Genomic DNA, 18690 nt, shown 5'->3' on the forward strand with positions numbered 1-18690 from the left:
ATGAGCAACGATCCCTTCACGCTCGACATGTTTGGCAATACCGCCCTCTCGTCCGGCTTTGGCCTCGGCGTGACCGCTTTCGGTGACTTTTCGCCTGCGGCCGCAAATGACGACGATCCGGATCCCACGCCGCCGGCGCCAGCGCCGGCATCCGCACGCCCCAGGGCCGTACCCTCCCGAGCCACGAGGCTCCGGGCAAACTTCTATCTCGAGGGTGACCGCAGCTTACCTTCGTCCTGGAAGGATCGTGCCCGCGCCAACGTTGCGGCGATCCTCGTTGCCAATAACATCTCCGAGCAGGACCGGCCGGCGACGCCAAAGGAACAGGCGCAGTTGATCCGCTTTACCGGCTTTGGCGCCGGCGAGCTGGCCAACGGAGTATTCCGGAGGCCGGGTGAAATCGATTTCCGGCAGGGCTGGGATGAGATCGGCTCCTCGCTCGAAACGACCGTCTCCGAGGCCGAGTATGCCTCGCTCGCCCGCTGCACGCAGTATGCGCATTTCACGCCGGAATTCATCATCCAGGCGATCTGGGATGGGGTTCGGAAACTCGGCTGGCGCGGCGGCCGGGTGCTGGAACCGGGTATTGGTACGGGCCTATTCGCGGCGTTGATGCCGAAGCCTCACCGTACCGCGGCCTACGTCACCGGGATTGAACTTGATCCGGTGACCGCCCGTATCGTAAGCCTGCTTCAGCCGAAGGCCCGGATCATCAATGGTGACTTCGCCCGAACTGATCTGGCACCGATATACGATCTCGCCATCGGCAACCCGCCTTTTTCCGATCGCACCGTGCGCTCGGATCGCGCCTACCGGTCGCTCGGCCTTCGTCTGCATGACTATTTCATTGCCCGGTCCATCGATCTGCTGAAGCCCGGCGCGCTCGCTGCCTTCGTCACCTCGCATGGCACACTGGACAAGGCCGATACGACGGCGCGGGAGCATATTGCCAAGTCCGCCGATCTGATCGCGGCCATTCGTCTGCCCGAGGGCAGTTTCCGCCGTGATGCCGGTACGGATGTCGTGGTCGACATCCTGTTCTTCCGCAAGCGGAAGGCCGGTGAGCTGGAGGGGGATCAGACATGGCTCGATGTGGACGAGGTGCGTCCGGCGTCGGAGGACGAGGGCGCGATCCGCGTCAATCGATGGTTCGTGCGGCACCCCGACTTTGTGCTCGGCGAACACGCGCTGACTTCCGGCCCGTTCGGCGAAACCTATACCTGCAGGCCTTGCCCTGGCGTCGGTCTTGAGGCAGCCCTTAACGCCGTCACCGGCCTTCTTCCAGAAGGCATCTACGACGGCGAGCCAACGCAGATCGACATCGATCTGGAGGACGATCTCGGCGAAATCGTTGATCTGCAGCCGATGGACAGTGCCATTCGCGAGGGGAGCTTCTTCCTCGACCGGTCGAAGGGCCTGATGCAGGTGGTCGATGGCGTGGCAGTTCCGGTCACAGTGCGCAAGGGGCGCACCGGGGACGGCATCTCGGAAAAGCACGTTCGGATCATTTCGAAGCTGATCCCGATCCGTGATGCCGTGCGCGAGGTGCTGAAGGCACAGGAGACCGACCGGCCGTGGAAGGATCTTCAGGTCCGGCTGCGCATCGCCTGGTCGAGCTTCGTTCGGGATTTCGGGCCAATCAACCATACGACGGTGTCCATTACCGAAGATCCGGAGACTGGTCAGGTCAAGGAAACTCATCGGCAGCCGAACCTCGCACCCTTCCGCGACGATCCCGATTGCTGGCTTGTCGCCTCGATCGAGGACTACGATCTGGAGACCAATACGGCGAAGCCGGGTCCGATCTTTTCCGAACGCGTGATTGCCCCACCGGTTGCGCCGACCATCACGTCTCCTGCAGATGCGCTCGCCGTCGTGCTGAATGAACGCGGTCACGTCGATATCGACCAGATCGCGGAGCTGCTCCACACCGATCCCGCGACCGTGCTCGACGAGCTCGGCGACGAGGTGTTTTGCGACCCGACTGATGGATCTTGGCAGACCGCAGATGCTTATCTTTCAGGGGCAGTCCGTACAAAGCTCGCCGCCGCGCAGGCCGCAGCCGAACTCGATCCGGCCTATGAGCGCAATGTCCGTGCGCTTCAGGATGTTCAGCCGGCCGATCTTCGACCATCCGATATTACCGCCCGCCTTGGCGCTCCGTGGATCCCGGCCACTGATGTCGTAGCCTTCGTGAAGGAGAGGATGGAAGCCGATATCCGCATCCATCATATGCCGGAGCTCGGATCATGGACGGTCGAGGCTCGGCAGCTCGGCTACTCGGCGGCCGGCACATCCGAATGGGGCACGAGCCGGCGCCATGCCGGGGAATTGCTCACAGATGCCCTGAACAGCCGGGTGCCGCAGATCTTCGATGTCTTCAAAGATATCGATGGCGAGCGAAGGGTGCTCAACGTCGTCGATACCGAAGCTGCCCGCGACAAGCTGCAGAGAATCAAGCAGGCGTTCCAGGACTGGGTTTGGACCGACCCCGATCGCACCGACCGGCTGGCCCGCGATTACAACGATCGCTTCAACAATATCGCGCCGCGCAAATTCGACGGCTCCCATCTCAAACTTCCCGGCGCCTCTGGCGCCTTTACTTTGTATGGGCACCAGAAACGCGGCATCTGGCGGATCATCGCCGATGGCTCGACCTATCTCGCCCATGCCGTCGGCGCCGGCAAGACGATGACCATGGCAGCTGCTATCATGGAACAGCGCCGGCTCGGGCTGATCACCAAGGCGATGTTGGTGGTACCCGGCCATTGCCTGGCGCAGGCAGCGCGCGAGTTCCTGGCGCTCTATCCGAACGCGCGCATTCTCGTCGCTGACGAGACCAACTTCACCAAGGAAAAGCGGGCCTGCTTCCTGTCGCGTGCGGCAACCGCGACCTGGGATGCGATCATCATCACGCATTCAGCGTTTCGGTTCATCGCCGTGCCCTCCACCTTCGAGCAACAGATGATCCAGGACGAGCTGCAGCTCTATGAGGATCTGCTGACCAAGGTCGACGGCGAGGACCGCGTCTCGCGCAAGCGCCTTGAGCGGCTGAAAGAGGGATTGCAGGAGCGGCTTGAAGGCCTGGCGACGCGCAAGGACGACCTACTGACGATCTCCGAGATCGGCGTCGACCAGATCGTGGTCGACGAGGCACAGGAATTCCGAAAACTCTCCTTCGCCACCAACATGTCGACGCTGAAGGGCATCGACCCGAACGGCTCCCAGCGCGCCTGGGATCTCTACGTCAAATCCCGCTACATCGAAACGAAGAACCCCGGCCGCGCTCTGGTACTGGCCTCGGGCACACCGATCACCAACACCCTTGGCGAGATGTTCTCGATCCAGCGTCTGCTCGGCCACGCCGCGCTTGCTGAACGCAGCCTGCATGAGTTCGATGCCTGGGCATCTTGCTTCGGCGATACGACGACCGAGCTCGAAATCCAGCCTTCCGGCAAATACAAACCGGTCAGCCGCTTTGCCTCCTTCGTCAACGTGCCCGAACTGATCGCCATGTTCCGGTCGTTCGCGGATGTCGTCATGCCGGAGGATCTCAGGCAATATGTGAAGGTCCCTGATATCTCGACCGGGCGTCGGCAGATCCTGACGGCGAAGCCAACGGTTTTGTTCAAGACCTATCAGCAGATGCTCGACGCGCGCATCAAGGCGATCGAGCAGCGTGAGGGACCGGCTAAGCCCGGCGATGACATTCTGCTGTCGGTTATCACCGACGGCCGCCATGCGGCGATCGACCTGCGCTTCGTCATGCCGGGGGCTGAGAACGAGGAGGGAAACAAGCTCAATCTACTCGTCCGCAATGCTCATCGGATCTGGAAGGAGACTGGCGAGACGATCTATCGGCGTCCGGACGGCAAAGACTTCGATCTCCCGGGCGCTGCCCAGATGATTTTTTCCGATCTCGGCACACTCAACGTCGAAAAGTCCCGCGGCTTCTCGGCCTATCGCTTCATCCGCGACGAGCTGATCCGGCTCGGCGTGCCGGCGTCGCAGATCGCCTTCATGCAGGACTACAAGAAAACCGAAGCCAAACAGAGGCTGTTCGGTGATGTCCGCGCCGGCAAGGTCCGTTTCCTGATCGGTTCGTCCGAGACGATGGGCACCGGCGTCAACGCCCAGCTCCGACTGAAAGCACTCCACCATCTCGATGTGCCGTGGCTGCCGTCGCAGATCGAGCAGCGCGAGGGCCGAATTGTTCGCCAAGGCAATCAGCATGAGGAAGTCGATATCTTCGCTTATGCGACAGAAGGTTCGCTCGACGCCTCGATGTGGCAGAACAACGAACGCAAGGCGCGGTTCATCGCTGCGGCCCTATCTGGCGACACATCGATCCGTCGGCTCGAAGATATCGGTGAGGGCGCCGCAAACCAGTTTGCCATGGCCAAGGCCATCGCCTCCGGTGACGAACGCCTGATGCAGAAGGCCGGACTGGAAGCCGATATTGCCAGGCTCGAACGGCTGCGGGCCGCCCACGAAGACGATCAGTATGCCGTTCGTCGGCAGATGCGTGATGCCGAGCGTGAAATCGAGGTCTCGACCCGGCGCATCGGCGAGGTCGGCCAAGACATGGTGCGGCTTAAGCCGACAGGCGGCGATGCCTTTACGATGACGGTGCTGGGTCAAGAATACCCCGAGCGCAAGGAGGCCGGTCGGGCGCTGATGAAAGAGATCCTCACGCTTCTGCAGTTGCAGCAAGAGGGCGAGGTGCATTTGGGCACGATCGGCGGCTTCGATCTTGTCTATGAGGGTGAGCGGTTCGGCAAGGGCGATGGCTATCGTTACGAGACTCTCCTCCAGCGCACTGGCGCCGATTACGAGATCGATCTGGTGATCACGGTTACGCCGTTCGGCGCCATCTCGCGTTTGGAGCATGCTCTTGAGGGCTTCGGCGACGAACAGCGCCAGTATCGCGGGCGTCTGGAAGAGGCCGAGCGGCGATTGGCTTCCTACCGTTCCCGAGAGGGAGGCGCTTTCGCGTTCGCAGATGACCTGAAGGAAAAGCGGCTGAAGCTGCTGGCACTTGAGGCTCACCTAGCGGCAGATCAGGACAACGAGACCGTCGCGGCAGCTGCATAGCTGCGTTGCACAATAAATGTTTTCCAGTTGGTCAAAATTCAGGCATAACGCCTTCAGCTGATGCACATGGCGGTCACCTCCCAGTTCCGTCGCAGCAGCTGTTCCCCTCTGGAGGTTTTAAATCTCCACACTTCATGGGCCGCGGTTTCCGCAGGCCCATTTTTTTATTCTTCGCTTGCCTCTTCCGACGATTCCGAGGGGTTTATGCCGAGGCGACTTTTGCGCGGGTCCCGCCGCTCCGCAGCTTGAAGAGCGATGATATCAAGATACCGTTCGCGCATGGCCTTCATGTCGATGTCTCCGCGGATCCATCCCTCCAGCAAGGCGACGAAGGCGGGATCCGTGTCGATCGACACACCACGAGCTCGCGCCCGATCAATTGCACGCTGGGCGATAGCTCTCCGGATCTCTGGATCTTTGCTCATGTCGCTTTGCCTCCCAGTCCTGATAAGCGGCGAGATCTAACTGTTGGCGATCTAAATCGCGACTTGAAATTGCTCTTCGTCAACAGTATCTGAGCATCAATTCTCGATGAGACGATGTCCTGCTCGCTGCAATCGCCGCGGCGTTTGACATTGTTCCGGGATACAGAAGAAGGCGCTCCCCTCACGGGTCGAGCGCCTTTTTTGTATCGGAGGCGTCCGCTGAGGAGGTGCTGCATCTTGACCGTAACCGCTTTGCGGATGGAATCTGCAGTAAAAGAGATCGCAGGGACACATGCCATTTTTTCTGGTGACGCAGACATCGCTGGTCGAAGCGCAAGATGAGCAGGAGGCCGCTCAAACGGGCGTCGATCGCCTCCGCTCCGGAGGACAGGTCACCGTTTCGGTAAAATCGGATGAGACAACGGTCACGCATGTCGTTGTCGCCGCACTGGTCGAACAGCCGCTCCCGGTCTCACCGACTGAAACCATCAGTCCATCGCCCGCTGGTCTTGCTGTCCGAGAAGCTGCCTTTGCCACACCGGAAAGCAGGAAACTGATCTTGAAGCGAATGCTCGCCGATGGCCTGTCCCTTCTCGGACGCCGAGCCTGATCCATCCCCGAAGTATGGCTGCGGCCAGCATTCTCTCGTCTTCGAGCTTCGGTTCGAATCGATAAGTGATTGTTGAAAAGAAAAGCAGGAAGGATGAACCCGTCGCAGATCGGTCCTCCTGCCGACGCTGTCGCTCAACCGCCGCCTGCGCCATCCCGGCCCCTTGTCCTTCGCAGGGCTGGCAGCCCCGCTTGTCCCGCGCAGCAGGGATGCTCGGCCGCAGTTGCGGCAGTCCGGCCGCTCAGCGGTCCGGGAGGTGTCTTCGAGAAGAGATGAAGACAGGAAGGGCTGGCAAGGCGCCGGTCCGGAACCTCCCGAAAGGAAAGACATCATGCAGATCATGAAGGTTGACCCGCGTGCACTGAAGGAAAACCCCGACCGGATGCGCCAGACGAAGTCGTCCCCGCAGGCCGACGCGTTGATGTTGGCGACGATCAAGGCCGTCGGCATCGTCCAGCCGCCGGTGGTCGCCCCCGAAACCGAGGGCGGAAATGGCTATATCATCGATGCCGGACATCGCCGCGTGCGACTGGCCATCGCCGCCGGCCTGGAGGAGATCGAAATCCTTGTCGCGGATGCCGCCAACGACAAGGGTGCCATGCGCTCGATGGTCGAGAACTCTGTACGCGAGGCGCTCAACCCGGTCGATCAGTGGCGTGGCATCGAACGGCTCGTTGCTCTCGGCTGGACGGAGGGGGCGATTGCGGTCGCCCTCGCGCTTCCCGTCCGCCAGATCCGCAAGCTGCGGCTGCTCGCGAATGTCCTTCCCGCGATGCTCGAACAGATGGCGCTGGGCGACATGCCGTCCGAGCAGCAGCTACGCATCATCGCCGCCGCTGGCCAGGTGGACCAGAAGGAAGTCTGGAAGGCGCACAAGCCGAAGAAGGGTGACACCGCTCCTTGGTGGCAGATCTCCAATGCCCTAACCAGGAAGCGCATGTATGCCCGGGATGCGAGCTTTGGCGACGATCTGGCACAGGCCTATGGTATCGAGTGGGTGGAAGACCTCTTCGCGCCGGCCGATCAGGACGGTCGCTACACCACCAATGTCGAGGGCTTTCTCGGCGCCCAGCATGAGTGGATGACCGCCAACCTGCCGAAGCGTGGCGCCATTGTCGAGGTCAACAGCTTGGGCCAGCCGGATCTGCCGAAGAAGGCAAGCCAAGTGTACGGCAAGCCGTCCAAGTCCGACTACACCGCACTCTACCTCGATCGGGATGGTAAGGTGCAGACCGTGCACTACCGCTTGCCCGAGGCGGCGAAGGCGAAGGGCGCGGATGTTGATGGATCTGCCTTGGGCAGCGATGAGGGCGACGCGATTGCCTCGCCGAAGGTTCGCCCCGACGTGACCCAGAAGGGCCATGACATGATCGGCGATTTCCGCACCGATGCCCTGCACGAGGCACTCGGCCGCGCGCCGATCGAGGATGATATGCTGATGGCGCTCATGGTTCTGGCCTTTGCCGGACAGAACGTCCGTGTCGACTCCGGTGCAGATGGGTCCTTCTATGGCGGCAAGCGCTTCTCGCGCCATGCCGTCGCCCTGTTCGACGAGCATGGCAAGCTCGCCTTCGACCAGGACACGCTTCGGGTCGCCATCCGCTCGGTGTTGATCGACGTTCTGTCGTGCCGCCGCGGCATGTCGAGCAGCGGCATGGTCTCGCGCATCGCCGGCGAGGCGATCGGCGCCGACGAATACCTGCCGAACATGGGATCGGAAGAGTTCCTCCTTTGCCTGTCCCGCCAGGCACTGGAAGCATCGTGCGCCGAGGCATCCGTGCAGCCCCGTCCGAAGGTTCGTGAGACTCGCGCCGCGCTTGTCGAGCATTTCGCGAACGAGCACTTCGTCCATGCGTCGGCGCGCTTCGCACCGCCAGCCGACGAGTTGCTCGATTGGATCCGGGCAAACTCTACCACGGACGTCAATGGCGCGGCGTCGCAAGATGACGGTGGCGACCATGTTGACGACCCAGCCGAGGATCAGGACGGGCACTTCGACGGGGCTGCGGATCAGGACGATCTGCAGGATGCAGATCTTTCGGACCATGAAGAGGACGACGCCGGCTTCGATCAGAGGGACGCAGCATGACGGCCGTCTCCCAGTCGAGCATGGCAGCAGCCACCCCCGATTTTTCGGGGGTGGAATTTGCCACCAGTGCGGACGGTTTATCCGTCGACGGGCCGTCCTCCTTCATCGGCTGGCGAAGGTCGGGGGACGAGCCATGATCGACGCCCATGCGTCGAAAACGCTGGCGAAAGCAATCGACGCCGGGCGAGAAACCCAGCGGCATCCGGAATGTTTGACCCGGCAGATTACGGCGCGCGCGGGAAGGCAGCCGATGACGGTGAAGGCCCGGAGCCGGGCGCGTCGAAGATCCGGCCCTCGTATTTACCATCAGGAGCTCGTCGACAGCCTCGCCTTCGAGCGGTGGGTCGAACTCGACATGATAGCCTGCAGGCTGGCGGTGCAAGAGCAGGTCATCGGTGAACTGCGGCATCGCGACAAGCGACCTCTGCGTCGTCCGGCGATATAGGCAGGCCCGGAAACGAAGCCGCTGGTGCTGAACTCGCCCGGCTTCGATGTCGTCGGCATGAGGGGCTTGGCCATATCTGTTCCTTCCGCTAGAGCCAGATATCGGCCGTGCTGAACTGCCCTTCATGTTCGCTGCGGTCTGAACCGGCGGCCGGGGGTTTCAAGGCCGCTGTCGCGCCGCGTGGCGGCCGACCCAGCCTCCCTGCGCAAGGGCAGGCTCGCGGGCCTAAGCAGATCGAAACCTGCTGGCCCGCAAACCTGTCCTGCTGGTTCGGCCGGATCGGACCTGTGAAGCCTCCCGCCCTTTGCCGGTTCTGGTCGTCCGCATCGAAGGGCAGACCGGCACGGGCCGGAACCGCTTCGCCAGCCAAGGAAGGAACAGTTTATGGCCAAGCCCGCAACTCCAAACCGCTCCAACGCACGGATATCGCAACTCCGCAAAGGAGCAACCCTCGAAATGGTCCGTCTCTCCTGCCCAGACACCGCCCAGGCACTCAAGATCGCTGAAAGCTTCGGCACCACGGTCGTCGATAGCGATGGCATCCGCAGCCTGCATGAGCGGCTGATCATCGAGGCCGCCGACAGCCTCTCCGAAGGCTTGGGCGAGAAGGCCATGCAGATCCATCTGCAGCGTATCGTCGGGGCCTTCGTCGGATCGGCGCACGGCGCCGGGCAGTTCTACTCCCGCGCCGTTACCGAAGCGCGCGACGCAACTGCCAAGGCATCCAACGATGCCCGAGATGAAGATCTCGATGGTCCGGTCGGTTATGATAGCGCCGCCCAGCGCAAGCGGGAATTCGCGGCCGACATGGGTATCCAGTCCCATGCGCTGCGCATGGCAGCCGAGGGTGCGGTGGCAGCCTACGAACAGGTCGTCGGCGAGGCCTGGAAGCCATTCGACCGGCCGGTCGAAAACCCCGGAGCATCGCTCGACCGCAAGGCGGCCGAGGCTCAGTTGGCGGCACTCGGGTGACGCGCTTGGCGGGGTCGGTCCCCGCCTTTTTTCCTCGTCCAAGGCCGGTGCTTACAGCGCCGGCCTTTTCTCATGTCGAAAAGGAAAACTAAAGAAGCGCCTATCGCGGTCCGCCCCGCTTGGCGGTCCTGCAGGAGCCGGGCGCCCATGCAACGGCTTTGCCGTCCTCCACGCTGTTGCGGCCTTCGGTGCATGGCCACACCATCGGCCCCTGACTTCGAACCTCCGTGACGGACCGCGATAGGCGCGGTCCTACGAGAAAGAGAGAGAAGTCATGATAAAGAAATCAGAAGCGGGCCGCGCGGACATCTACACGCGGATTACCGATCGGATCGTCGAGGATCTCGAAAAAGGCGTCCGCCCCTGGATGAAACCGTGGAGCGCCGCCAACACCGATGGTCGTATCTCGCGGCCGCTGCGCCACAACGGCCTTCCTTATTCGGGCATGAACGTGTTGCTCCTGTGGTCGGAGCAGATGTCGCGTGGCTTCGCCTCGTCGATGTGGATGACCTTCAAGCAGGCCCTCGAACTGGGAGGGGCCGTGCGCAAGGGCGAGACCGGTTCGACCGTCGTCTTCGCCAGCCGCTTCACCAGGTCTGAAGCGGACGGGAACGGTAACGAGGTCGATCGGGAGATCCCCTTCCTGAAGGCCTATTCGGTGTTCAATGTCGAGCAGATCGACGGTTTGCCCGACAGCTTTTATGCGCCGCCGCCCAAGGTCCTTGATCCGGTCGAGCGCATCGAGAGCGCCGATCGCTTCTTCCGCAATACCGGCGCGGTCATCCGCCACGGCGGCAACCAGGCTTACTATTCCCCGGTCATGGATTATATCCAGATGCCGCCTTTCGAGGCTTTCCGCGATGCTGCCGGGTACGCGGCCGTCCTAAGCCATGAGGCGACCCACTGGACGGCGGCGGAACATTGCGTCGGACGTGACCTGTCGCGCTATGCCAAGGACCGGACGGAGCGGGCGCGGGAAGAACTCATTGCCGAACTTGGCAGTTGCTTCCTCTGCGCTGACCTCGGTATCGCGCCGGAGCTCGAGCCGAGGCCGGATCATGCATCGTATCTGCAATCGTGGCTATCGGTGCTGGCCAACGACAAGCGGGCGATCTTTCAGGCGGCAGCCCATGCCCAACGCGCTGTGAGCTTTCTGCATTCACTGCAGCCGGAAGCGGACGTGAAGGCTGCGGCCTAACGCTTAAGCGCGGTCGTCCCCACCGGTGGCGGCCGCGTAATCCGTATCACCCTGATCGCTAAGAGCTTGTGCAATGTCAGCGTCCAGCTTTCCCCAATCGACGGTTTTGCAGTGTCGGGTTTGGGTTTACGGGCGGTTTACGTTCGACGATGAACGGCTTGGTCTGCTGACGCATTAGTTCTCCAGGTGGCGATTCGCGCGCGCAACGATAGCCCACAGTGCGCAGTCAGCAAGCGTGCCAGTGCTAGCAGGAACGCTTGTCCCCTGATGAAGCAAGCAAAGACGGCGATCGAACTGGGCGTGGCGCACGATGCCATTCGTGCCCAAGGCGAATGCAGCGGAATGCCATTGCCATATCCCTTCCCGTCAGAGTTTCCGGCAACCCATCTGCGGGCTCGATGAGGCATGTCTGACCGGAGACCGGCTACGCCTCGATCGTCTTACCGCAACGACAACTCGCAGATTTCTTACCCCGGAAGGCTACGCCCTCCTCCTCTCCCACTAACAAATCTGCGACTTGCCGCCCTCCATTTCATTGCGGCCCGAATGGGTGCGGTCCGATCGTCACCGGTCTGTTCGACAGCCATCGAGGCCGCGATGGGCGCGGCCCGAACTTAAGAAAAGGAATACGACAATGGCAACCATCGGCACCTTCACCTCCACCGAAAACGGCTTCACGGGCTCCATCCGCACTCTCGCCCTCAACGTCAAGGCCCGCATCGCTCGGGTCGAGAACCCTTCCGACAAGGGCCCGCAGTTCCGCGTCTACGCCGGTAGCGTGGAGCTGGGCGCGGCCTGGCAGAAGACCTCCGAGCAAGGCCGCGACTATCTTTCGGTCAAGCTCGACGATCCGAGCTTCCCGGCTCCGATCTACGCAACACTCGCCGAAGTCGAAGGCGAGGATGGCCTCCAGCTCATCTGGTCCCGCCCGAACCGGGATTGATTGAGATCACGAGGCTCCGCCACCGGCGGGGCCTTTTCCCCTGTCGGAACGGCGGTCCGCGATTAACGCGGATCGAACCTGGCGAGCATCTTGCGCAATTGCGAGTTCTGCTCGACGAGCTTCTTTGCAAGCTGACGCCGCAACGCCGCAACCTCCGCATCGAGGTCGGCCATTTCATCCGTGAAGGATTTCGGGCCGGCTGCTGCGACGGCCGGAGGTTCCTCTAACGCAGTTCCGACCGAAGCCGTCGGCTCCACGATCGGCCCAATCTTCTTTCGACGTGCCGACGCTGGCTTCACCGGTGTTTCGACAGCTTTGGTCTTAGGGGAAGCAGGTGAGGTTTCCTCGGCCCGTGGTGTGGTGGCGAGTTTTGCGGGCTCTTCAGTGCCGACTGCGGCCGCAGAAGCTTCTGCCGCAACTGATGCCGCTGTTCCGACTTCACCAGCATTGGTATCAGGCTCCGGTGGGCTTGCCTCGACTTGCGCCTCGGAGACGGGTTCTGCGGAGCGGTCGACTACGGTCGCGTCGAGGCCAGGTTGTTCCTCTTCGGGGACAGGCTTGTATTCGAGAGCGATGGTTTTCGGTTCGATTGCTGGGCTCTCGTCACGACTATGTGGTTTCGGTTTTCGCGACACCAGGTCAGCCACAAATCTCCATGGTGTTCTCATCACATGTAACCTTCAAAGCATGGCGGCGAGACATTGCCGCGGTCATTCACTGCCAGCAAGACCGCATTGATCTTGACCCAATCAGACGAAAGATCGGCGACGCCATCGCATGGAAATACGTGGCGCCGCTCAAAACCAGAACTCAGGCCTTTCCGAGCCGCTTGCGGAGATCAGCATTTTCGGCACGCAGCTTTTCGGAGAGCTCCTTACGAAGCTGCTTGTTCTCTTCCTCAAGCTTTATCAGGTCGGCGATATCATCAATGACGTCAACAGGCCTGGCGACCGGAGCGGAAGCAACAGCTTTGACGCGGGGTGCGCTAGTGGCGACCGTCTTCGGTGCGACCGCCTTTTCTACCTTAACCGGAGCCGTCTTGGAGCCACGCTTCGCACGCGTCTTCTTGGCCGGCTTTTCGGCAGGTGCAGCGGTGGCATCGACGGAGTTGGCTTGGGCGGCAGCTTTCGGCGTCCGTGGCTTGCGCGTCTTCTTCTCAACGGGTGCTGCGGCCGCCGGTTCTGTGGTCGCAGTGTTCTCAATCTTGGTTTCTTCGGCCATCAGTGTTCTCCTCTGTCAGGCGAGCAAGCATTTGATTCGTCGTAACTTAAAGTCAATGCAGAGAGCGGTGTTTTCGCGTGTATTCGGTGTTTGCGGCGCAGCCATGTGCGAATTCCTTTCATTGCGTGACGAGGGACCGGTCCATGGCGGGCTCGATGAGGCATGTCTGACCGGAGACCGGCTGCGCCTCGATCGTCTTCCCGCAACGGCAACGTCCCCTTTTCTTACCCCTGTCGGCTGCGCCGCCATTCCTCTCCCACTAACAAAAGTGACAGTTGCCGCCCTCCACTGCGTTTCGGCCTTATCAGGTGCGGTCCGATCGTCACCGGTCTGTTCGACAGCCATCGAGGTCGCGATGGGCGCGGCCCGAACACGAGAAAAGGAATACGACAATGGCAACCATCGGCACCTTCACCTCCACCGAAAACGGCTTCAACGGCTCCATTCGCACTCTCGCCCTCAACGTCAAGGCTCGCATCGCCCGGGTCGAGAATCCTTCCGATAAGGGTCCACAGTTCCGCGTCTACGCCGGTAGCGTCGAGCTGGGCGCCGCCTGGCAGAAAACTTCCGGCGAGGGCCGCGACTACCTCTCGGTCAAGCTCGACGATCCGAGTTTCGCGGCTCCAATCTACGCAACGCTCGCCGAGGTCGAAGGCGAAGACGGCCTCCAGCTTATCTGGTCCCGCCCGAACCGGGATTGATTGACATCACGAGGCTCCGCTATCGGCGGAGCCTCTTCCATTCTAACATTTTCCGCGATTTTCGTTTATTGGATGAAAATGGATGGAAAAATGGATCGTGGTGTGCGATATCTCATTTGGATGTAAATGGATGGAATAATGGATGACAGAGCTCGATCTTTCCAAATTGCGTATCACGCCTGAGATCCTGTCACTCATCGCCGAAATCGACGAATTCAAAGGAGCGTGGCGCGCACTCGGCCGCATCGCGCCAGACCGGCTGTCCAGCTTGCGTCGGGTCGCAACGATCGAAAGTATTGGATCGTCGACCCGCATTGAAGGCGCAAAATTAAGCGACCGTGAAGTCGAAAGACTTCTCTCGAACCTCCGCATCGGCTCGTTCGCCAGTCGAGACGAACAGGAGGTCGCAGGCTACGCCGAGGTGATGGAAACGATCTTCTCAGCCTTCGACGCGATCCGGCTCAACGAAAATCATATCCGACAACTTCATCGGGACCTGCTTGCCCACTCGACCAAGGACGAGAGGCACCGAGGAAACTGGAAGACACTTTCCAATAACGTCGAGGCTTTCGACGAAGATGGGCGAAGCCTTGGGATCGTTTTCGCGACGGCATCTCCATTCGATACGCCCGGTCGGATGTCGGAACTGATAGCCTGGCAACAGGCCCAAGAGAAGGATGGCAAGTTCCACCCCCTCCTCATCGTCGCTGTCTTCATCGTAGTCTTCCTGGAGATCCATCCTTTCCAGGACGGCAATGGACGCCTATCGCGAGCCTTGACCACCCTGTTGTTGCTTCGAGCTGGTTACCTCTATGTCCCGTACAGCTCTCTCGAAAGCGTGATCGAGCAGAACAAGGAAGCCTATTACCTCGCGCTTCGCCGCACGCAGGGAACAATCCGAACAGAAGAACAGGACTGGAATCCGTGGGTTGAGTTTTTTCTTCGGAGCCTGCAGCGCCAGAAGCAGCGGCTTGAGCGTAAGATCGAACGTGAACGTATTCTATTGAGCGACCTGCCGGAACTATCCGTCGCGATCCTCGAACTGGCACGAGAGCGGGGGCGCGTGACTGTCATGGACGCGGCCAAAGCCACGGGCACAAGCCGCAACACCGTCAAGGATCATCTTCGGGCGTTGACGGAACAGGGACATCTGACCCTTCATGGAGCGGGTCGCGGGACTTGGTACGGCCTGACTTAAAGCTGGAGTGGTTGGTACGCCGATCCGCCGAGATCGGCTATACTGCCAGCAGGAATTTCGTGCCATCGATCCATAGTGTGTAGCCATCGATGACGCAGGCGATGCGATGGCCAGGAGTGCATTTTTCAAATTGTAGCGACGCCATGTTTGGCGGGGCCATTGTCGTCGTAGCACCGACCGCCAAGGCGATGGCGCCTGGATTGCCAGGGGCTATTGGGATTATCGCGAGTTTGGGTTTCTTCTCCTTTTTCCGGAAGAAAAGCCGGATACCGAGCCGCCGAAGCGGCGGCTCGGTATCCGCGACTTCGCTTCTTTCGGAGAAGATCGAGGAAGGCCGCGACCGCATCTCGCTCTCTGACAAAATGCTGGATCTTCATTTGGCCCTGCGTTCCGATCCTGCCCCAGCGGCGTACCAGGCAGATCTCGCCGAACAGATTGGGCTCGATCGTCATGGCATAGAAGCGAGCCATGTTGCGGGCTTTGTCCGTGCGTTCGACATAGAGCTGGTAGGGTTGTGAGATCATGATGTGAGAATCGTTGATCTCGGCAGCCGCGTCCAACGACACTTATGAATCGGTCGGCATGGATCGATTCATTTCGGTGATGATGGGGCCATGTCTGGTGGGCTATGGATGGACGCATTTTGCGTGCGGCCCCACGGCACGCGACCCCACACGATCTTCGGCTAGGCTCACTCATCGCAGATCAACCGCTGCGCGAAGACAAGAGGCCGGCGAGCGTCGCGATGACAATAATGCTGCCCGACTGTATGATGATCCACAGGTCTGGCCCGTACACAACGCACCATAATGCTGTCAGGCAAAATACGAGAGCGCTGAACATCAAGCATTTGATCTTGAGGGAGAGGCGCTTTCCCCTCTGCGAGAACAGAATGTCGAGTGCCAGGACGATTGCGGCCAATCCAGCGAACGGGAAAGCAATTCCATGAGCATTCGGTCCTGTCGATATTTCAATGTGGAAAGCCGTAGCATTGTCTCCGGGAATGGCGAACCACCATCCGCACGATGTCGACACCGCGGGCTTCATCTCTCTTTTGCCGCGGAAAAGGAGTCGTCTTTTTCCGTAGTCGAGACGAGTTGGTTGAACGGGCGGCCAAACGGTGTGCGAGGCGCGGGGCGCAGTCGGTCCCGCCTCTCGAGCCACGGTATCGAGGCTCCTGCGGCTGCCCTATTCCCGCTCCTTGCACGACGAGAATTCCCGAAATCCTGCCCCGCGGGGCAGCGCTTGCGCTGATTTCTCCTATACTCTTCATCTTTCTGGATCAGCCTTGCTCGCCGCTCTACGCGCCGGTTCGATCGCGGAGGCTTCAGACGGCTTTCCGATTTTATGAAACCGGTTCTCTCCGACGCAGGCCTTCATGTCCTCGCGGCGGAACCAGACGGCGCGCCCGCATCGGAGCGGTGCATTTCCCGAAGTGAAGACGATCTGCTCGTCGGCGCGCATGCGCAGAACCTCATGCGGAAGGATCAGCGGCCGGCGGCTGAGTTGCTTCGATCGCGATCGTGACGACCCCTTCATTCCGGACGAGCGATTGGTCTGGTCGACCTCGACCGTGGTGTCGCCACAGCGCTTCGAGATGTAGTCGGCGGTATCAGGATCGTTGATCGCCGAGAATGAAATCCACGATGCGGATTCGAACCATTTGCTCATTGCATCACGCCCGCCATAGGCCTCGCGCATCTGTCCGAGCGACTGGAAGATCATCGTCAGCGTGATGCCGTATTTGCGGCCTGCGTCTCGGGCGGTCTCAAGGATGCGCAGATAGCCGAGACGTGCCACCTCGTCGAGTAGGAAAAGGGTTCGACCCTTTACGTCGCCGTTGCGGTTATAGATCGCGTTCAGCAGCGAACCGATAATGACGCGCGCGAAGCCCGGATGGGCTTCCAGCACTTTCAGATCGAGCGCTATGAAGATGTCGGTCTCGCCATTGGCGAGATCGTCGGTTGAGAAACTGTCGCCGGAGACCAGGCCGGCATAGTTCGGGTAGGAGAGCCAATGGGTTTCCTTCACCGCATTGGCATAGACACCGGAAAACGTCTCCGGCGTCATGTTGACGAAGACGGCGACGTTCTCCTTCACGAAATCCGAATCCGACTGTTCGTAGATCTTCGTCAGGCGCGCCCGAAGTTTTGGTTCGGGTTCGGACAGATTGGCGCGGACCCGGCGCAAGGTCTGGTCTTTTTCATCCGTATGCCCAGACAGGCAGACGTCGGCGATCAGCGCTGTCAGGAGTTGCATCGCCGATGCCCTGAAGAAATCGTCGCGGGCGGACGCAGCGCGCGCATTGTCGGTCATGATCCATGTGGCGACGGCAACGATATCCTCTTCCTTGGTATTGCCATGACGACCAATCCAGTCCAGCGCATTGAAGCCGACACCCGAGGCTGCCGGATCGAGCACGATCACCTTCCGGCCAGCCCGACGCCGGTGTTCGTTGACCATCGGCGCGACCTCGCTCGATGGATCAAGCACGACGAGACCTCCACCCCATTTGAGCGCGGTCGGGATCGTCACCGAGGTCGTCTTGAAGCCACCGGAACCAGCGAAGAGGATGCCATGCGACGAGCCGAAGGAGCCGTCGAAGCAGAGGAGCGGCGCCTTGCCGCCGGCGCCCCAGCTTTGCGGTTCATCGGCGCGAAACTGCGTGGTGGCAACAGTATCACGATCGACACGATATCGCTCGCCGATGACGATGCCCCCGTCCGCTGGAAACAGCTTTGCAGCCTCCTGCAACTTCATCCAGTCGGCCTCGCCGTGGACCGCGCGCTTGCCACCGATCCGCTTTGGTGCTGCCATTGCGAAGGCGGCATTCCCCTTGATCACAACCCGCAAGGCAAGGACGCTTCCGATGAAGGCGACGCCCGCGCCAATCATCGTTGCCGGGTCGGCATAGGCGAGGACCGATTGTCCGGCTGACACGTTGCCGGCAACGCCAGCCAGGCGGATCGCCGCACGTGCAATGGCGATGAAAATGACCACACCACTTCCCGCGAGCACACTCAAACCGGCAGCCTTAATATTTGTCGAACCATTGGCGGCGAACAGCGCGACTGCGCCGATCGCGGTGGCAGCTATATAGGGCAGGGCGAGCCCTGCGCGGCCCAGCATCAGTTTCGCCTGTGCCGATGTTCCGAGCGCCGCCAGCTGATGTTCAAGCCCCGACGTCAGGACCATTACACCGATCATGATTGCCGCGGGCAGGATTGTCAGAAGCAGCTTATTCGCCGTCATTGCCGAAGGCCTCCGCGCCGATCGCTGCCAGCCGGGCCTTCTCCATCTCGTCGCCCCTGATCCGCCTGCTGGCGTCGATCAGCAGGCCGAGCAGCAAAGAACGTTTCTGGTAGCGCAGCCCCGCTTTGACGATCAGGCCGCCGAGCTCGATCTTTTCGCGCGTGGCTTTTTTGCGTGCATCTGATGTCATCGCCTTGGCCACCCGTTCAAGCCTCACCAAGCCCGCCCGCATCCGCGCCAGGCGGCTGCGTTGCGGACGTCCCGCTTGCGTTTCGGCCATCTCCGCTGTCCTTCTTCCCGGTCGCAGCACCTTTGCCTCCGCGAAACCGTTTGGCGATCTCCTCGAAGGCAGCCTGAAGGTCTGCCTCGTCGATCTCGATCTCCCCGAGACCGGCCTTCAGCGCGATGCGGCCGATGCGTTCGGCTTCACGGGTCTCGGCCAGTTTCAGCTGATCCTGCAATCTGGCGATTTCTTCCCTGATCCGCGATGACGGCTTCTTCATTCCGGCTGCTCCTTTGAAGTCTGGGCGTTGCACTTGCGA

General features: G+C 61.0%; 17 protein-coding genes. 9 read left to right on the forward strand and 8 right to left on the reverse strand.

Annotated elements, in window-relative coordinates:
* Window positions 1-5094, forward strand: coding sequence for a DEAD/DEAH box helicase family protein (locus AC13QE_RS25235; protein WP_488485738.1), 5094 nt, complete (start codon window positions 1-3; stop codon window positions 5092-5094).
* 164 nt (window positions 5095-5258) lie between these two features.
* Here the strand turns inward: AC13QE_RS25235 and AC13QE_RS25240 are convergent, their stop codons facing one another.
* On the reverse strand, window positions 5259-5519 hold the full coding sequence (locus AC13QE_RS25240; protein ID WP_488485739.1) for a hypothetical protein: 261 nt from the start codon (window positions 5517-5519) through the stop codon (window positions 5259-5261).
* Between the two features lie 292 nt (window positions 5520-5811).
* Between AC13QE_RS25240 and AC13QE_RS25245 the strand changes: the two genes are divergently transcribed.
* The 6 genes from AC13QE_RS25245 to AC13QE_RS25270 all read left to right on the forward strand — a co-directional run bounded on the left by AC13QE_RS25245 (window position 5812) and on the right by AC13QE_RS25270 (window position 11776).
* On the forward strand, window positions 5812-6129 hold the full coding sequence (locus AC13QE_RS25245) for a hypothetical protein (RefSeq protein WP_488485740.1): 318 nt from the start codon (window positions 5812-5814) through the stop codon (window positions 6127-6129).
* Window positions 6130-6460: 331 nt separating this feature from the next.
* Window positions 6461-8218, forward strand: coding sequence for a ParB N-terminal domain-containing protein (locus AC13QE_RS25250; RefSeq protein WP_488485741.1), 1758 nt, complete (start codon window positions 6461-6463; stop codon window positions 8216-8218).
* Window positions 8219-8351: 133 nt separating this feature from the next.
* Window positions 8352-8663 (forward strand): hypothetical protein, encoded by a 312-nt coding sequence (locus tag AC13QE_RS25255; RefSeq protein WP_488485742.1) that lies wholly within the window; start codon window positions 8352-8354, stop codon window positions 8661-8663.
* Window positions 8664-9047: 384 nt separating this feature from the next.
* Window positions 9048-9635 carry a hypothetical protein gene (locus tag AC13QE_RS25260; RefSeq protein ID WP_488485743.1) on the forward strand — a complete coding sequence of 196 codons (588 nt, stop codon included), beginning with the start codon at window positions 9048-9050 and terminating at the stop codon, window positions 9633-9635.
* 274 nt (window positions 9636-9909) lie between these two features.
* Window positions 9910-10833 (forward strand): ArdC family protein, encoded by a 924-nt coding sequence (locus AC13QE_RS25265; protein ID WP_488485744.1) that lies wholly within the window; start codon window positions 9910-9912, stop codon window positions 10831-10833.
* Between the two features lie 634 nt (window positions 10834-11467).
* On the forward strand, window positions 11468-11776 hold the full coding sequence (locus AC13QE_RS25270; RefSeq protein ID WP_018326263.1) for a DUF736 domain-containing protein: 309 nt from the start codon (window positions 11468-11470) through the stop codon (window positions 11774-11776).
* Between the two features lie 62 nt (window positions 11777-11838).
* On the opposite strand, the gene AC13QE_RS25275 is transcribed toward AC13QE_RS25270, so the two are convergent.
* Window positions 11839-12423, reverse strand: coding sequence for a hypothetical protein (locus AC13QE_RS25275; RefSeq protein WP_488485745.1), 585 nt, complete (start codon window positions 12421-12423; stop codon window positions 11839-11841).
* A 163-nt stretch (window positions 12424-12586) separates the two neighbouring features.
* Window positions 12587-12997: a hypothetical protein gene (locus tag AC13QE_RS25280; protein WP_488485746.1), complete on the reverse strand. Its 411-nt coding sequence runs from the start codon at window positions 12995-12997 to the stop codon at window positions 12587-12589.
* A 392-nt stretch (window positions 12998-13389) separates the two neighbouring features.
* Between AC13QE_RS25280 and AC13QE_RS25285 the strand changes: the two genes are divergently transcribed.
* Together AC13QE_RS25285 and AC13QE_RS25290 are read left to right on the forward strand one after the other, a co-directional pair.
* Window positions 13390-13698, forward strand: coding sequence for a DUF736 domain-containing protein (locus tag AC13QE_RS25285; RefSeq protein WP_488485747.1), 309 nt, complete (start codon window positions 13390-13392; stop codon window positions 13696-13698).
* 142 nt (window positions 13699-13840) lie between these two features.
* The gene (locus tag AC13QE_RS25290; RefSeq protein WP_488485748.1) at window positions 13841-14896 is read left to right on the forward strand and encodes a Fic family protein; all 1056 of its coding nucleotides are present in this window, start codon (window positions 13841-13843) and stop codon (window positions 14894-14896) included.
* Window positions 14897-15021: 125 nt separating this feature from the next.
* On the opposite strand, the gene AC13QE_RS25295 is transcribed toward AC13QE_RS25290, so the two are convergent.
* From AC13QE_RS25295 to traC, 5 genes are all read right to left on the reverse strand, one after another.
* Window positions 15022-15420 carry a WGR domain-containing protein gene (locus tag AC13QE_RS25295; RefSeq protein ID WP_488485791.1) on the reverse strand — a complete coding sequence of 133 codons (399 nt, stop codon included), beginning with the start codon at window positions 15418-15420 and terminating at the stop codon, window positions 15022-15024.
* Between the two features lie 181 nt (window positions 15421-15601).
* The gene (locus tag AC13QE_RS25300) at window positions 15602-15943 is read right to left on the reverse strand and encodes a hypothetical protein (protein WP_488485749.1); all 342 of its coding nucleotides are present in this window, start codon (window positions 15941-15943) and stop codon (window positions 15602-15604) included.
* A gap of 222 nt (window positions 15944-16165) precedes the next feature.
* Complete coding sequence (gene traG, locus AC13QE_RS25305) at window positions 16166-18148, reverse strand: Ti-type conjugative transfer system protein TraG (RefSeq protein ID WP_488485750.1); 1983 nt, start codon at window positions 18146-18148, stop codon at window positions 16166-16168.
* Complete coding sequence (gene traD, locus AC13QE_RS25310) at window positions 18135-18380, reverse strand: type IV conjugative transfer system coupling protein TraD (RefSeq protein ID WP_488485751.1); 246 nt, start codon at window positions 18378-18380, stop codon at window positions 18135-18137. Before traD ends, traG begins: the two co-directional genes overlap by 14 nt.
* Window positions 18355-18651, reverse strand: coding sequence for a conjugal transfer protein TraC (traC, locus tag AC13QE_RS25315; RefSeq protein ID WP_488485752.1), 297 nt, complete (start codon window positions 18649-18651; stop codon window positions 18355-18357). Before traC ends, traD begins: the two co-directional genes overlap by 26 nt.
* Window positions 18652-18690: the final 39 nt, after the last annotated feature.

The sequence above is a fragment of the Martinezella sp. CNPSo 3957 genome, assembly GCF_057784395.1.

Bases quoted from the DNA above. Each gene is read 5' to 3' on its own strand.
- AC13QE_RS25235 (WP_488485738.1), top strand. From the start codon at position 1: ATGAGCAACGATCCCTTCACGCTCGACATGTTTGGCAATACCGCCCTC.
- AC13QE_RS25240 (WP_488485739.1), bottom strand. From the start codon at position 5,519: ATGAGCAAAGATCCAGAGATCCGGAGAGCTATCGCCCAGCGTGCAATT.
- AC13QE_RS25245 (WP_488485740.1), top strand. From the start codon at position 5,812: ATGCCATTTTTTCTGGTGACGCAGACATCGCTGGTCGAAGCGCAAGAT.
- AC13QE_RS25250 (WP_488485741.1), top strand. From the start codon at position 6,461: ATGCAGATCATGAAGGTTGACCCGCGTGCACTGAAGGAAAACCCCGAC.
- AC13QE_RS25255 (WP_488485742.1), top strand. From the start codon at position 8,352: ATGATCGACGCCCATGCGTCGAAAACGCTGGCGAAAGCAATCGACGCC.
- AC13QE_RS25260 (WP_488485743.1), top strand. From the start codon at position 9,048: ATGGCCAAGCCCGCAACTCCAAACCGCTCCAACGCACGGATATCGCAA.
- AC13QE_RS25265 (WP_488485744.1), top strand. From the start codon at position 9,910: ATGATAAAGAAATCAGAAGCGGGCCGCGCGGACATCTACACGCGGATT.
- AC13QE_RS25270 (WP_018326263.1), top strand. From the start codon at position 11,468: ATGGCAACCATCGGCACCTTCACCTCCACCGAAAACGGCTTCACGGGC.
- AC13QE_RS25280 (WP_488485746.1), bottom strand. From the start codon at position 12,997: ATGGCCGAAGAAACCAAGATTGAGAACACTGCGACCACAGAACCGGCG.
- AC13QE_RS25285 (WP_488485747.1), top strand. From the start codon at position 13,390: ATGGCAACCATCGGCACCTTCACCTCCACCGAAAACGGCTTCAACGGC.
- AC13QE_RS25290 (WP_488485748.1), top strand. From the start codon at position 13,841: ATGACAGAGCTCGATCTTTCCAAATTGCGTATCACGCCTGAGATCCTG.
- AC13QE_RS25295 (WP_488485791.1), bottom strand. From the start codon at position 15,420: ATGATCTCACAACCCTACCAGCTCTATGTCGAACGCACGGACAAAGCC.
- AC13QE_RS25300 (WP_488485749.1), bottom strand. From the start codon at position 15,943: ATGAAGCCCGCGGTGTCGACATCGTGCGGATGGTGGTTCGCCATTCCC.
- traG (WP_488485750.1), bottom strand. From the start codon at position 18,148: ATGACGGCGAATAAGCTGCTTCTGACAATCCTGCCCGCGGCAATCATG.
- traD (WP_488485751.1), bottom strand. From the start codon at position 18,380: ATGCGGGCGGGCTTGGTGAGGCTTGAACGGGTGGCCAAGGCGATGACA.
- traC (WP_488485752.1), bottom strand. From the start codon at position 18,651: ATGAAGAAGCCGTCATCGCGGATCAGGGAAGAAATCGCCAGATTGCAG.